The sequence below is a fragment of the Streptomyces sp. NPDC058246 genome (genome assembly GCF_042881985.1).
GTDB lineage: Bacteria > Actinomycetota > Actinomycetes > Streptomycetales > Streptomycetaceae > Streptomyces.
Genome location: NZ_JBHVWZ010000004.1, coordinates 128,050 through 143,099 on the forward strand (window position 1 = coordinate 128,050; position 15,050 = coordinate 143,099).

At 73.2% G+C, this 15,050-nt stretch carries 8 protein-coding genes; 1 reads left to right on the top strand and 7 read right to left on the bottom strand.

All coding sequences use genetic code 11. The features are described from left to right. Positions 1–91: 91 nt before the first annotated feature. Positions 92–283 carry a hypothetical protein gene (locus tag ACFVXA_RS07780; protein WP_390024212.1) on the top strand — a complete coding sequence of 64 codons (192 nt, stop codon included), beginning with the start codon at positions 92–94 and terminating at the stop codon, positions 281–283. A 240-nt stretch (positions 284–523) separates the two neighbouring features. Here the strand turns inward: ACFVXA_RS07780 and ACFVXA_RS07785 are convergent, their stop codons facing one another. The 7 genes from ACFVXA_RS07785 to ACFVXA_RS07815 form a co-directional block, all read right to left on the bottom strand. Next, on the bottom strand, positions 524–1,009 hold the full coding sequence (locus tag ACFVXA_RS07785; RefSeq protein ID WP_390024214.1) for an HIT family protein: 486 nt from the start codon (positions 1,007–1,009) through the stop codon (positions 524–526). Positions 1,010–1,016: 7 nt separating this feature from the next. Further along, a complete protein-coding gene (locus ACFVXA_RS07790) occupies positions 1,017–9,401 on the bottom strand; it encodes an SDR family NAD(P)-dependent oxidoreductase (RefSeq protein ID WP_390024216.1) in 8,385 nt (2,794 codons plus the stop codon). A gap of 146 nt (positions 9,402–9,547) precedes the next feature. Further along, positions 9,548–11,407, bottom strand: a complete 1,860-nt coding sequence (locus tag ACFVXA_RS07795) for a M1 family aminopeptidase (RefSeq protein WP_390024218.1) — start codon at positions 11,405–11,407, stop codon at positions 9,548–9,550. 253 nt (positions 11,408–11,660) lie between these two features. Next, entirely contained in the window at positions 11,661–12,323 is a 663-nt protein-coding gene (locus tag ACFVXA_RS07800; RefSeq protein ID WP_383742521.1) for a spherulation-specific family 4 protein, read from the bottom strand. Continuing rightward, positions 12,320–13,249, bottom strand: coding sequence for an NAD-dependent epimerase/dehydratase family protein (locus tag ACFVXA_RS07805; RefSeq protein ID WP_384021595.1), 930 nt, complete (start codon positions 13,247–13,249; stop codon positions 12,320–12,322). Before ACFVXA_RS07805 ends, ACFVXA_RS07800 begins: the two co-directional genes overlap by 4 nt. A 7-nt stretch (positions 13,250–13,256) precedes the next feature. Further along, positions 13,257–13,970 carry a sugar phosphate nucleotidyltransferase gene (locus ACFVXA_RS07810; RefSeq protein ID WP_362021294.1) on the bottom strand — a complete coding sequence of 238 codons (714 nt, stop codon included), beginning with the start codon at positions 13,968–13,970 and terminating at the stop codon, positions 13,257–13,259. A 34-nt stretch (positions 13,971–14,004) separates the two neighbouring features. Next, positions 14,005–15,006: a GDP-mannose 4,6-dehydratase gene (locus ACFVXA_RS07815; RefSeq protein WP_383910462.1), complete on the bottom strand. Its 1,002-nt coding sequence runs from the start codon at positions 15,004–15,006 to the stop codon at positions 14,005–14,007. Positions 15,007–15,050 lie beyond the last annotated feature (44 nt).

The window sequence follows — 15,050 nt, forward strand, 5'->3', positions numbered from 1 at the left end:
GCGCTCCTCCATCATCCGCGGCACGCTCTGACTGACGCCGACGCTGCCCCCATTCTCGCAGGCGCGCCTGCGCGAACTCGGCTGGGACGCGGTGGAGCCCGAGACGGGCATCGTCATGGTGCAGGTACCCGATGTGGCCAAGGCGGTCGAGGACTTCGGGCGCGTGGGAGTCCGCGCGCTGTCACTGGGCGGTCGGCTGCGCCTGATCACCCACCGGGACGTCTCGCGGGCCGACGTACTGCGCGCCGTCGACCGCGTGGCAGGCATCGTGCCGAGCCGCTGAGCCCCGCGGTGGGTGCGTGCCGTCACAGATTTCATGCTGGGGATCCGCGCGTCCTTCGCCGCGTGCCGGGCGACCACGCGCTCCGGGCCGGGAAGGACGCCCTCGCCGTTCCCTCTCCGGACGGCGGGCGACCTGGACATCGCCTCCGCGCCGGCACCGCACACCCCCTATGCATCGCGTCCGCGCCGGCACCCCATACCGGGGGACAGCGCCCCGACCGTCGCTCCGGCTGGCTCCGGCTCAGAACTCGGTTTCGCCCGCCGGGTGTTGGGGCGACGAGGTGAGGCGGGTGTGAAGGGAGCGGGCGATGTCGTCCATCAGGCCGGCCGCCACCCGTTCCGGCGCAGGCCGCCCGAGCAGGGCGAACATGCCCGGTCCGCGCAGCTCCTGCGACAGGTCCGCCCTGCGCGGCATCACGTGGAAGTGCACGTGCGAGAAGCCCTCGCGCTCGGCGAACTGCGCGACGTACGTCTTGACGCAGCCCGTCACCTCATGGAGTGCCCGGGACAACCGCACCTGCCAGGTTCCCAGTGTCGCCGCCTCCGCGTCGGTGAGCTCATGGACCGCCGTGACATGGCGGCGGGGGAGCAGGACCAGCCAGCCGGGGAGTGCGGTGTCGAAGGCGTGGGCGACCCGCCAGTGCTCGTCGACGACGATGCGCTCGCTGAGCGGCAGCGCGTCCAGTCGGGCCTCCTGGCCGCAGATGTGGCAGTCGGGTGTCGTCATCGCCTCGTCATCGCCGGATCGTCGGTCCGTGCGGCCGTTGCTCACCAGGGCGACGGGGGCTGTCGATCCAGTCACGGATGGCCCGGGCGGTCGTCGGAGCGTGTTCCTCGTGCACGCTCAGATGGCTGCCGGGGACGTCCACCGTGTCGTGCCGGCCCGGCCAGCCGGACCGCCACCGCTCCGGCATGTCCGGCAACGGTCGCGTGGCGCGTACGAGGAGAGTGGGGACCTCGGTGGCAGCCGGCTGCCAGCCGCGGAACATCCGGGTGTACGCGCCCAGCGACAGCAGCGTCAAGTCGTCCACCTCGGTGTCGAATCGCTCGCCCAACGCCACCGGAATCCGCGCGGGCAGCGCCAGCAGCCATGGCTCGGCCTCCCGGTCCGGGGTGATGTGGTACGAGTCCAGCAGGACCAGCCCCGCCGGAGGAGTTCCGCCGGCCGCCAGCCGCGTGGTCACCGCGTGCGCGGCCGAACCGCCCATGGAGTGGCCCACGACGACGTACGGACGGTCGCCGAGGTGCCGCCGTACGGTCATGGCGTGCAGTTCGGCCAGCGTCGCCAAGTCCCGTGCCACGGCTGCCCCGTGGTCGACGCCCGGGTGCCGCAGCTCGAACACGTCCCGCTCGCCCTCGAAGCAGCGGGCGAGCCCCGCGTGCCATGGCCGGCCGAGGTTCGTGGCGAACCCCGGCACGCACACGAGCGCCGGGTCACCCGGGCCGGTGGCCAGCAGGAGCGGTGACAAGGCGTGCCGGGCCCCGTCGTCCTGCCCGAAGGACGGCGCGCCGACGGAAGCGGTCACCAGCATGTGCATCGCCGCGACCACGTCGCCCGTCGCGCAGACCCGCCGGTAGAGGGCCGGCAGGGACTGCCCGACATGCGGGCCGCGCCTACCCCGCCGGTCCGGCGACGTGACCGGCGGCCCGACTGCCGCAGTCGCGGGCGAGGGAGCGGACGGGACCGCCGCGGATGGCATCGGCCCGGCGGTCGCCGCCGGACCGGGGAGCATGGTCTCCGCACCGGCGGCCCCGGCGATGACAGGGGCGGCTGAATGCGCGGACTGTGCCGAACCCGTGGGGACGCTCGCCTCGGCGCGCCGGGGGGTACGATCCCGGCCGCCCGCGTGGGGGGCCGCGGTGGTGCTGTGGGGCAGGGTCCCGCTCAACTCCCCGTACAGGTGATCCGCGAGCTGTTCCACGCTCGGCCAGTCATAGGCGACGGTGGCCGCCAGCGGCAGCCCCGTCAGCAGGCTCAGCCGGTTGCGCAGCTGCACGCTCATCAGTGAGTCGAGACCCAGCTCGGGGAAGCGCCGGTCGATGGCGCTCGCGTCCGTGTGCCCGAGCACCGCGGCGACCTCGGCACGGACCAACTCCAGCAGGGCGGCCGACCGGCCGGGCTCGGGGAGCGCGGACAACCGTTTGCGCCAGGATCCGGCCGTGCCGTCCCGCTCGTCGTCGACGGCCACCGCCCCCGGCGAGGCCGTCGGACGAGCCGGACGCAACAGCCCGCGCAGCGGCGGCGGAACCGGTGAGCCGGCGGCCAGTGCCCCCGGCGAGCGGTCGAGAGGCAGCGGCGCGAGGAACGGCTCGCCGCTGGCCGACGCGGCATCGAACAGCGCCAGTGCCTGCTCAGGGGAGACCGCGCGCACCGCGCCCCCGTGCACCCGTCCGGTGCGCGCCGCCATCCCTTCCTCGTCCGCCCAAGGCCCCCAGGCCAGCGACAGCGCGGGCAGCCCCAGCGCGGCGCGGTGCCGGGCGAGCGCGTCCAGGAAGGCGTTCGCCGCCGCGTAGTTGGCCTGTCCGGGGTTGCCGAGCAGTCCGGCCGCCGACGAGAACAGCACGAAGTGCGTGAGGGGAAGATCCTTCGTCAGCTCGTGCAGATGCCAGGCGGCGTCGGCCTTCGGCCGCAGCACGGCCGCCAGCCGCTCGGGCGTCATCGCCTCCAGTACGCCGTCGTCCAGGACCCCTGCCGCGTGCACCACCGTGGTGAGGTCGGACCCGAACTCCTTGATGAGGGAGGAGAGCTGGCTGCGCTCGGCGATGTCGCAGGCCACCACGTCCACCCGCGCGCCCGCTCGCTCCAGCTCGGCCCGCAGCGTCTGCGCTCCCGGCGCCGTCGCACCACGCCGGCTGACGAGCACGAGACGCCGCAACCCGTGCCGGACGACCAGATGCCGCGCCAGCAGGGCGCCCAGCGACCCGGTGCCGCCGGTGATCAGGGCGGTGCCCCGGCCGAGGGACCCGCCGGGCACCGAGCCGGGAGTGGCCACCAACCGGGGAACGGCCAACGCCCCGTCCCGGATGGACAGTTGAGGTTCACCTGTCGCGACGGCGGCGGGCAGCATCCGCAGCGACTCGGGGCGGCCGTCCACATCCACGAGCGTGAGGCGCCCGGGGTACTCCGCCTGGGCGGCCCGCAGCAGCCCCCAGATCGTGGCGGCGGGCAGGTCGGGCGCCTCGGCGGCGGCGTCGCGCGTCACGACGACCAGCCGCCCGGTACCGGCGAGCCGGGCCCGCAGCAGGCCCAGGGTCCGCACCGCCAGTTCGTACGCCGCGGCGGCCGGGCCGACGTCGTCGACGGCCGGAGGGGACAGGGTCACCGTGACGATATCCGGCACGTCCGTGGACCGGGCCGATGCGACCGTCCGCGGGAGCCCCGTGGACCGGAGCACCGCCGCCGCGCCCAATTCGTCGGGTTCGGCCACGGCCAGGGCGATCGCCTCCCCGACGGCCGGAAGGCCCGTCCAGCGCAGCCGGTACAGCTCCCCGGCGGCCACGGGACCCGTCTCCGGCAGCGGACGCGTGGTCATCGACTCCAGCCGGGCGACCGGCGCGCCCGAGGGGGTCGCGAGATCCAGGCCGACCGTGTCCGGACCGGTCGTCCTGATGCGTACGCGCAGCGCCGTGGCCCCGGCGGCGTACAGCGTCATGCCCCGCCACGCGAACGGCAGCCGGGCCGGACCGGTGGGCGGCTCGGCGAGCAGCCCGGCATGCAGGGCGGCGTCGAGCAGCGCCGGGTGCAGGGCGTGCCGCCGGGCCTGAGCGCCCGGCACCGGGCCGACCTCGGCGAACAGTTCCTCGCCTCGCCGCCACAGGGCCGTCACCCCACGGAACGCCGGTCCGTACGCGGGACCGGTGGCGGCCAGCCGCTCATACGCCCCGGTCAGATCCACGGGCGTGGCATCCGGTGGTGGCCACGCGTCGAAGGGCTCCGGCCGGCCCGGGACGGCCGGGCCGAGTCGCCCGGTCGCGTGATGGGTCCAGGCGCCGAGCGCACCGGACTCCTCGGGCCGGGAGTACACGTCCGCGCTGCGCCGCCCGCTGCCGTCCGGCTCTCCCACGACCACCTGGAGCTGGACCCGGTCCCCCTCGGCGGCAGGCAGGGGCAGCGGGGCCACAAGAGCGAGATCCTCCAGTACGTCGAGGCCGCAGACGTCGCCGGCGTGGAGCACCAGATCGGCGAACGCGGCGCCGGGTACGAGGGCGTGACCGGCCACGACGTGGTCGCGCAGCCACGGCTGGGCGACGTCGGACAGCCAGCCGGCGCACAGTACGCGCTCGGTCCCCGGAACGGTGACCGTCTGCGTCAGCACCGGATGCCCGGCGTCAGCATCGGAAGCGGCCCCGGCATCGGACAGCCAGTAGCGCTGCCGCTGGAAGGGATACGTCGGCAGATCCACTCGCCGGGCGCCACTGTCCGCGTACACGCGGCGCCACTCCACCGGCACGCCGTGAACGTGGAGTTGGCCCAGCGCGGTGAACAACGTCCGCGGCTCGGGCCCGACGGCCCCCCGCCGCGCGACGGCCGTGAACAGCAGGTCCTGACCGGCGTCGACCAGGCCTGTCATGGCTTGGGCCGTGAGCTGCGCGTCCGGTCCGATCTCCGCGAACGCCGTCACCCGCCCCTCGCGCGCCAGCCATGCCACGGCGTCGCCGAACCGCACGGCCTCACGCGCATGCCGGACCCAGTGCGCCGCCGACCGCAGCTCCTCCCCGGTGGCTGGGCGTCCGGTCAGCCCCGACACCACGGGGATACGGGGCACCCCGTACGCCAACCCGCCTGCCACGCGGCCGAATTCGGTGAGCATCGGCTCCATCAGCGGGGAGTGGAAGGCGTGGCTGACCCGTAGCCGGGCGACGCGGCGCCCCCGTACCGCGAATCGCTCCGCGAGTGCGAGCACGGGCCCCGCCGCGCCGGAGACGACGACCGCGCGCGGGCCGTTCACGGCCGCGATCGCGACCTCGTCGGTCAGCTCGCCGACCACCTCGGCCTCGGTGGCGTCCAGCGCCACCATGGCGCCGCCCTCCGGCAGCCGGCGCATCAACCGCCCCCGTGCAGCCACGAGTTCGACGGCGTCCGGTTCGGACAGCACGCCGGCGACGTGGGCGGCCGCCAGCTCGCCGACGGAGTGCCCGACCAAGAAGTCCGGCCGTAGGCCCCAGGACTCCAGCAGGCGGAACATCGCCACCTCGAAGACGAACAGGGCCGCTTGCGCGCAGTCCGTACGATCCAGCGGCACGTCCCCGCCGGTTCCCCGGAGCACCGACAGCAACGAGTAATCCAGGTGCGCGTCGAAGCGCTCGCACAGGGCGTCGACCGAGTCGGAGAAGACCGGGAAGCTGTCGTACAACTCCCGTCCCATGCCCGGATGTTGGGATCCCTGCCCACTGAACAGCAGTCCCAGCCGCCCGCCGGGCGCCGAGCCCGCCGAGCGCAGCGGAGCGGACGCCGCCAGCGAGTCCAGGGCGCCCAGCAGGCCCTCGCGGTCGTCGGTGGCGACGGCGGCCCGGTGAGAGAGCGCGGCCCGGGCGGTGGCGTGCGTGAACGCCACGTCCAGCACGTCGAGTTCGGGCCGCTCACGCAGCGCGGCGGCCGTCCGCGCGGCCTGAGCTCGCAGGGCGGCTCCACTCGCCCCGGACAGCAGCAACGGAGGCGCAACCATGAGAGGACGATGCGGTACGTCCCCGCTCGCCTCGGCTGCTCCCAGCGGTACGTCCCCGCTCGCCTCGGCCGCTCCCACCGGTACGTCCGCAGTCGCCTCGGCTGCTTGCAGCGGTACGTCCGCGCCCGGCTTCGCGTCTCCCAGCGGTACGACCGCCCTGGTCTCTGCCAATCCCAGCGGTACGACCGCCCTGGTCTCGGTCTCGGCGGCTCCCAGCGCTACGGCCTCACTCGCCCCGGCCGCTCCCTGGGGCACGTCCGCGCCGACGGCCTCCTCCAGGATCACATGCGCGTTCGTCCCGCCGATTCCGAACGCCGACACCGCCGCGCGCCGAGGCCGTCCCGGCTCGGGCCGCCACTCCTGCTCACGGGTCAACAGCCGTACGGCGCCGGACGACCAGTCCACCCGGGGCGACGGCTCGTCGGCGTGCAGCGTGCGGGGCAGCCGCCCGTGGTGCATCGCCAGTACGGTCCTGATGACACCGCCGACACCCGCCGCGGCCTGGGTGTGTCCGAGGTTGGACTTCAACGAGCCCAGCCAAAGGGGCCGTTCGTCGGTACGGCCCGCCCCGTACGCGGCCAGCAGCGCCTGCGCCTCGATGGGGTCCCCGAGTGCGGTGCCCGTGCCATGCGCCTCCACCGTGTCGACGTCGGCCGGGGCGAGCCCCGCGTCGGCGAGTGCCGCTCTGATCACCCGTTGCTGCGCTGGGCCGTTGGGCGCGGTGAGTCCGTTGGAGGCGCCGTCGGAGTTGACGGCCGAGCCGCGCAGTACGGCCAGCACCTGATGCCCGTGGCGACGGGCGTCGGACAGGCGCTCCAGCAGCAGCAGGCCGACGCCCTCGCCCCAGGCGGTACCGTCGGCCGCCGCGGAGAACGGCTTGCACCGGCCGTCCGGAGCCAGCCCGCGCAGCCTGCTGAACGCGAGGAACGGCGCCGGCGAGGCCATCACGGTCACCCCACCCGCGACGGCCAGCGAGCACTCGCCGTCGCGCAGCGACCGGGCGGCGGAGTGCAGGGCGACCAGCGACGACGAACACGCGGTGTCCACCGTCACGGCGGGGCCGCGCAGGCCCAGGGTGTACGCGATCCGGCCGGAGGCCACGCTTCCCGCCGATCCGAGGGCGAGGTGCGCCTCCAGTTCGTGTCCTGACCGGTGCAGCAGGCGGCCCGCGTAATCGGCGTGCATCACTCCGACGAAGACACCGGTGTCACTGTCGCGCAGCCCGGCAGGGTCGAGGCCCGCGCGCTCCAGCAGCTCCCACCCGGTCTCCAGCAGCAGCCGCTGCTGTGGATCGGTGGCCAGCGCCTCGCGGGGCGACATGCCGAAGAAGGCCGCGTCGAACTCGGCCGCCCGGTGCAGGAAGCCGCCCCTGCGGGTGACGGAGGTGCCCGGCCGGTCCGGGTCGGGGTCGTACAGCCCGGCCACGTCCCAGCCGCGATCGGTCGGGAAATCGGAGGTCGCGTCGGTGCCGGCCGCCAGCAGCCGCCACAGGTCCTCCGGTGACTCGACGCCGCCGGGGTAGCGACAGGCCATCGCCACGATGGCGATCGGTTCGGCGCTCTCCCCGACAGCCGTGCCCGGCCGGCCGCCGGATGTGCGCGCTGTCCCCGCGCCGGCGTCGCCGCCCAGCGCCGCGCGCACCAGTGCCGCCGCTGCCGCGGGCGTGGGGTGGTCGAACACGAGCGTCGCGGGCAGGGCGAGACCGGTCGCAGCGCTCAGGCAGTCGCGCAGCAGCACACCGCCGAGCGAGGTGAGCCCGACCTCGGTGAAGGGCCGTTCGGGGTCGAGCGCGTGCACGGGCACGTCGGCCGTCCGTGCGGTCTCCTCGAGCACCAGGTCCAGGACGGCGTCGGAGACCGCCGCCAGTCGCTCGCGCAGGGCCGCGGAGGCGGTCGCGCGCCGCTCGGCGAGCCGCTGCGCCACCTGCTCGGCGAGCACCGGCCGGATGATCTTTCCGGACGGGGTACGGGGTACGGACGCGGCCAGATGGATCTCGTCCGGCACCTTGAACCCGGACAGCCGTTCCCGGCACGCGGCGAGCACCCGCGCCGTGTCGACTCCGTGCGGTCCGGCGACGACGAAAGCGACCGGCACCTCGCCGAGCACGTCGTGCGGTCGGCCCACGACGGCGGCGTCGGTGACGCCGGCGCAGGCCAGCAGGACCTGTTCCACCTCGGACGGGTTGACGTTCTCACCGCCGCGGATGATCAGTTCCTTGATGCGGCCGGTGACTTGGAGATGGCCGTGCGCCACGCGTCGCCCGAGGTCCCCGGTGCGGTACCAGCCGTCGGTGAAGGCCTCGGCGGTGGCGTCCGGACGGTTGTGATAGCCGGCCATGAGACCGGGGCCACGGACCCAGATCTCCCCTTCGTCCCCGTCGGCCACCTCGGCACCGGTGGCCGCGTCGGTCAGCCGCACCGAGAGTCCGGGCAGCGGTGGGCCGCTGGAGGCGTCGCCGCGGGGCCCGTCGAGCCGATTGACCGCGATCTTCCCGCAGGTCTCGGTGGATCCGTAGCCGTCGAGGAGGGGAGCGGACAGCGCGTCCTCGACCGCCGCCCGCAGCTCCGGAGGGCAGGGCGCGCCTGCGCTGACGCACACCCGGAGCGCAGAGGGGACCGGAGCCGTGGTCTCCCGGAGCGAGTCCAGCAGCAGGCGGAAGGTGGCGGGGACGCCGGCCAGCAGGGTGAACGGCTGCACGGTGAGTGCCTCGGCGATGCTCGCACCCCCGTCGAGGAGCTGGGCGCTCGCTCCGACCGAGACCACTCCCAGGAGGCACAGCGAGTGGGCGTAGCAGTGGAACATCGGCAGCGGCCACAGCAGCAGGTCCGCCTCCCGCAGCCCGTATGCCGGTATGTAGGCCGCATCCACCGACCACAGGGCGGAACGCTGCGTGGAGACCACGCCCTTGCTCCGGCCGGTGGTGCCCGATGTGTACATGATCCAGGCCGGATCGTCGAGACCGAGATCATCCCGGGGAACCACTCCCGGATCCGTCCCGGCCAGGTCCTCGAAGGCGATCGTGCCGGCCGGGAGGGTGCCCGCTCCGGCGACCACCACTGGTAACTCGGTTCGCTCCGGCACCAGTTGCGTGACTCGCGGCAGCAGCGGTGCCTCGGTGACGACCAGGACCGCGCCGCTGTCGTCGAGGAAGTGCGCCAACTCCTCTTCCGTCGCACCGGGGTTGAGCAGCACGCCGACCGCGCCGGCCCGCAGCACGCCGAGACAGGCCTCCACCATCTCCACCCGGTTGCCCAGATGGAGCGCGACCCGGTCTCCGGGCCGGACCCCGAGGCGTGAAAGGTGCCCCGCGAGTCGGCCGGTGCGTTGCTCCAGCTCGCCGTAAGTCACGGCGCGACGGGCGTCCCGGTACGCGGTCTTGCCGCCCAGCCGGGCGGCGTGCAGCTTCAGAGTGTCGGGCAACGCACGCGTCGACTCGCCCTGGAAATGCGCCATCCCCGCCCCTCAGATCACCGGCCGTTCCCGGGCAACCGTACGTCAGCGGAACAGGCGGGCGAGGAGTCCGGCGGGTACCGCGGGTACCGCGGGTACCGCGGGTGACGCCACAGAGCGCCACCCGCGGCCGGTGAGCCGGTGCCGTGTCAGCCGTCGATGCGGTGCGTGGTCCAGAACGACGTCAGGTCCGTGGTCGTGGCGGCCTGGGCGGCCGCCTTGAACTCGGCCGTGGTCGAGACCCCGTACCAGTGCGACGTCGCGTAGTCCTTGAGGAGCTTGGTCATGGCGGTGTCGCCGATGAGGCGCCGCAGGTCGTGCAGGGCGCACTTGCCGTAGCCGTAGACGACGGTGGAGTACCGGGACGAGTGGGCGTCCCAGTAGGCCATCGAGTTGGTGATCTTCTCCGCCGTCGAGGCCCAGGAGACGCTGTTCCAGCAGTTGGTGCCGGTCTTGTTCAGTGCCAGGTCGGTGGCGTAGTCGGTGAACGCCTCGTCGAGCCAGGGGCTGGTGTACTCGTCGTCGCCGACGATCCCGTACCACCACTGGTGCCCGATCTCATGGGTGAGCGCCGTGGTGCTGACCAGGTCGAGGACGAATCCCGGGTACTCCATGCCGCCGAACCAGAAGTTGTTGTCGATCACCGCGTCCAACTCGCCGTACGGGTAGGCGCCGAAGCGCGCGGCGTGCGCGTCCACGGCGGTCTTGGCGGTGGTGAGCATCGACTGCGCGTCGGACGAGCTGATGCCCGAGACGGAGTAGACGTTCACCGGGGTGCCGGCGGCCGAGGTGCCGGAGATCTTGGTGAAGGGTCCGGCCGCCCAGGCGAAGTCACGCACCTTGGAAGCGGTGGCCGTGGTGACCGTGCGTCCGCTGGAGCCGGGGGTGTCGACCGAGGCGCCGGTGGCCGGCACCAGCAGGGAGGTCGGGTGGTCGAGGGTCACCTTGAAGTCGGCGGCCAGGGAGTAGAACGACTCGCCGTTGTTCGTGTACGGGTCCAGGTGCCAGCCGGCCCCGTCCTTGACCGCGAGGACGGGCAGGGCGTTGCCGATGAAGCTGAAGGCTCCGTCGTAGCCGAAACGGTCGGCGCCGCTCGGGACGGTGATCCCCAGATCGAAGCCGATCGTGGCGGTCTGCCCCTGCGCCAGGGGTGTCGCCAGGGTGACCTTGAGGGCCGTGCAGCCGACCGAGAGGGCGCCCGCGGTGCCGCCGGTGACGTTGCTGACCGTGATCGGCATGGCCGAGCAGGTGCCGTGGTAGTTGTCCCACAGCCTCAGGTACACCTCGCTGAGCGCGGTGGAGGAGGCGTTGGTGAAGGCGGCGCTCTCGTGGCCGGTCCATGCGGTGCCGCTGGTGTTGCTGCTCAGGCTGACGGTGTACGAGGGGGCGGCCGGGGTGCGGGTGGAGTCCGCCGGCGGGGTGGTGTCGCCCGAGGTGTTGAGGGCGATGTCGTCGAGGACGAAGCTGGTCTGGAGGCTGGAGTCCTCGGTGCCGGTGAAGGCGACGTTCACGGTCTGGCCCGCGAACGACGACACGTCGAAGGACTTCTGGACGTAGCCGGCGGCCTTGTTCAGGTTCGAGTAGGTCGCCAGCGTCGTACTGCCGATCTTCGCCGTCAGCTTGTCGTACGCGGTGGACGAGGTCGTCTCGGCGGTGTCGATGTGCAGCCAGAAGGTGAGGGTGGCGCTGCTGCACCCGGACGGGATCGTGACGCTCTGCGAGAGGGTGTCGGTGTGTGTACTGCCGACGCCGTTCAACCAGGCGAAGCTGGTGCCTCCGTGGGCGGTCTGGCCGGCGCGGTTGGTGATCACGCTGGTCGACGACTGGGTCCAGGGCGAAGTGCCGCTCTCGAAGCCACCGTTGGTGACCACCTGGGCCGGTGTGCAGGCGGCCGCCACGGGGGCCGCGGGCGGCGCGGCTGCCGCCGGGGTGACGGGGAGCGAGACTGCGGCCAGCGCGGCGACGGCGCATGCGCTCGCTGCGAAGGCGTTGCGGGGGGTTGGTCTCACACGTAACTCCTTTGAGGCGGCCGGGATTCCGGCCTGCTCGGTGGCCGCCCGGACGACTGGGGTGCGCCGGGGGACGGCCGCGGTCGGCGCGCATGGGTTGCGCGATCGTTGGGTGAGATGTCCGTTGCCGTCCCCCTCGGATCAGGGCGACAGCCCCCGAAGCCTGGCAGATTTGACCAGGGCATGCCATCAGGAAGGGGTAAAACCGTGCACGCTCCCGTCGGGCGTTCTCAGCCGGCGCCCTCGGCGGGCGTCACGCATCCCTCTCGCCCAGGGCGGGCGTCAACCGTGCCCAGGGATTGGGGAGTTCACCCGTCACAGGTCCGGCGACAGCGGCGCCGCGTTCGTGCGCGGTACGCACGGCGAGCGGTACGAGTGCCTCGGGTACGCCGTACACGAGATGACAGAACCGCTCCGGCGGGTGTCGTGCGGTCCACGCCGGTCTGCTGAACGCCGACACATACGTGGACCAGTGCCCCTCGAAGGTGACGACGAGATCCGCCAGACGGGCATAGCCCGGCGCCGGGTGGACGCCCGGGTTCAGCACCACGGGAGCCGCGCCGAGTCGCCGGACGGTCCGCACCAGCCGTCGGCACGCGGGCAGCGCTGCCGGAGTCGCCGGCACCCGGTCGAGGAAGCACCCGCCGGCCCCGTACCACTCCCGGTGCCGGACGACATCCTCCGCGACCGCGTCCGGATCGCGCGCCCCGTAGTCGGTGTCCACGTAGCCGAGCAGCCGGGCGCCCGCCGCCCGCAGTGCGCCGGCCGCCGCGGTGAAGGCGGGGTCGGGAGCCGCGCCCGGCCCGTCGGCCGGGTTGAGCACCACCGCGTACGTACGGTCGGCCGCCGTGATCAGACGGTGCCAGGCTCCCGGATCCTCGCCCGGGTGGACGTACAGCGGAATCAGCAGGCTCACGGCGCTCGGTCGCCGTCCCGCTGCCCGGACGGGGTGTCCGCGCGCACAGCGGCCCACAGCGCGGCCAGCGAGTCGTCGAGCGTGTGGGCCGGCCGCCAGCCCAGGGCGTCACCGGCGGCGGTGATGTCGGAGCACTGCCACGACACCTCTCCCGAGCGGGCGGATCCGCCGCTGTCCTCCTCGATCCGTCCCTGGAATCCGGCGATCCGCGCCATCGCCCGCACCAGATCGCGGACCGGGACTGCTCTGCCGCCGCCGATGTTGAGGACACGCGGCAGGGGCCCGGCCGCCGTCGCCGCGCGGACCGCCGCACCCGCCACATCGCGTACGTCCACGAAGTCGCGGTACGCCGACAGGTCACCCAGCCGGATCACGGCGTCCGGGTCCCGGCCGGCCTCGCGCAGCAGACCCGCGATCCGGCCGGGCAGCCCGGTGGGCGGGGCTCCGGGCCCGACCGGGTTGCCCACCCGCAGCACCACCGCGTCGAGGCCGGAGGCGATGACCGTGACCGTGCCCGCGAGCTTGGTGGCGCCGTACGGGGTGACGGGGCGGGTGGCCGCAGACTCCGCCACGCTGGTGTCCCGGACGCCGGGGCCGTACTCGGCGGCCGAACCCAGGTGGACGAGGCGTGCGGTGGGGGCCGCCTCGCGCAGCGCCGCGCACAGGACCGCGGGGCCACGCGCGTTGACCTCGGCGAGGGTCACGGCGTCGCCGCCGGTCGCGCCCGCGCAGTTGATCACGACGTCGGGCGCCGCCGACGCCAGGGCCTTTGCCAGCAGGTCCGCGGAGGCGGTGGCGAGGTCGATGCCGAGCTCCGCGTCCGGCGAGCGCCCGCCGCCGAGCACCCGCACGCCCGGCAGGGCGTGCAGCCGCTCGACGACATGGCTGCCCAGATATCCGGTGAAGCCCAGGACGAGAATGCGCATGCGGTGGTCAGGCTCCCTTGAGCAGCAGTGACTTGCGGGTGGTGAACTCGGCGTTGGCCCGGTCGTAGTCGTCGGGACGGCCGATGTCCAGCCAGTACCCGTCGAACGCGTAGGCGTGCGGGGGGTTCTGGGTCCGGAGCAGGTCGAGGACCAGTTCGTCGAAGCCCAGCGGCAGACCGGGCGTGTAGCCGTCGAGGGTGGCACGCGAGAGCGCGTACACACCCATGGAGACGCGATAGTCGATGCTCGGCTTCTCGGTGAAGGCGACGACTCTGCTCGCGTCGGTGGTCAGCACCCCGAAGTCGATGTGCACCTTGCGCGCGTACGTGGCGATCGTCAGGGGCGCGCCCTCGGCGCGGTGCCGCTGGAGGACGTCCGCGTAGTCGAGGTCGGTGAGGACGTCACCGTTCATCACGAGGAACGTCTCCGGCAGCCGCTCGCGCATGGTGAGCAACGGCCCCATGGTGCCCAACGGGCTCTCCTCGGTGGCGTAGTCGACGGCCATGCCCCATTGCGAGCCGTCGCCGACATAGGCGCGGATGATCTCGCCCAGGTGTCCTATGGCGAGGGTGCAGCTGGTGAAACCGGCCGAGGCGAGCTGGCGCAGCACGATCTCCAGGATGGCGTGCTGGTCGCCGATGGGCACGAGCGGTTTGGGCAGCGCGGTGGTGTAGGGCCGCAGCCGGACGCCCTTGCCTCCCGCCAGGATCACTGCGTGCATGGGACTCCTCCTTCGTGGGACGTGCCGGACGGGGTCAGATGTTGTAGATGCCGGTCTTGTAGCGGGCGAGGTTGGCCGGGTCGCGGAAGAACTCCACGGTGTGCGCGAGTCCCTGTTCCAGGGTGTGGTCCGGGCTCCAGCCGGTGGCCTCGCCCAGCCGGGTCGCGTCGGCGACCAGGCGCATCACCTCGGAGCCCGTGGGCCGGATGCGCTGGGCGTCCTCGCGCACGTCGAGGGCGGTGTCCATCACCTTGCCGATCAGCGCGACCAGGTCGCCGACCGAGATCTCGCCCCCGGTACCCGCGTTGAAGGTCCGGCCCACGACCCGCTCGGCGGGAGCGGTGCCCACCGCGAGGAACGCCCGCGCGGTGTCCTTGACGTAGCTGAAGTCCCGGGTGGGGCGCAGGTCGCCGAGGGTGATGGTGCGCTCGCCCGCCGCCACCTGGCCGATGACGGTGGGGATGACCGCCCGCATGGACTGGCGCGGTCCGAAGGTGTTGAACGGCCGCAGTGTCACCACCGGGGTGTCGAAGCTGGCGTGGTAGCTGTCGGCCAGCCGGTCCCCGCCCGCCTTCGAAGCGGCGTACGGCGACTGGGTGTTGATGGGGTGGTCCTCGGTGATCGGCACGGTCCGGGCGGTGCCGTAGGTCTCGCTGGTGGACGTGTGCACCAGCCGGGGTGTGCCGAGGGCGCGCACCGCCTCCAGCACGTTGAGCGTGCCGGTGACGTTGGTGTCCACATAGCTGTGCGGGGCCCGGTAGGAGTACGGGATCGCGATCAGGGCGGCCAAGTGGTAGACGCAGTCGGCGCCTTCGACGAGACCGCGGACCGAGCCGGGGTCCCGGACGTCGCCGAGGACGATCTCGACGTGGTCGAGGACGTCGGGCGCCAGGGTCTCCAGCCAGCCGTAGGAGGAGAAGGAGTTGTATTGCGCCATGGCCCTCACCCGGTGTCCGGCGGCGACCAGCGTCTCGGTGAGATGGGAGCCGATGAAGCCCTCGGCTCCCGTGACGGCGGCGAGCGGTGCGGAGGTCAACTCGTGGTTCCTTCCGGTCGGTTGGGCGTGAGATGTCGACGTGT

What these genes read in the sequence shown, in the direction of transcription:
- ACFVXA_RS07805 (WP_384021595.1), bottom strand. Translation starts at nt 13,249, where the DNA reads ATGCGCATTCTCGTCCTGGGCTTCACCGGATATCTGGGCAGCCATGTC.
- ACFVXA_RS07785 (WP_390024214.1), bottom strand. Translation starts at nt 1,009, where the DNA reads ATGACGACACCCGACTGCCACATCTGCGGCCAGGAGGCCCGACTGGAC.
- ACFVXA_RS07810 (WP_362021294.1), bottom strand. Translation starts at nt 13,970, where the DNA reads ATGCACGCAGTGATCCTGGCGGGAGGCAAGGGCGTCCGGCTGCGGCCC.
- ACFVXA_RS07790 (WP_390024216.1), bottom strand. Translation starts at nt 9,401, where the DNA reads ATGGCGCATTTCCAGGGCGAGTCGACGCGTGCGTTGCCCGACACTCTG.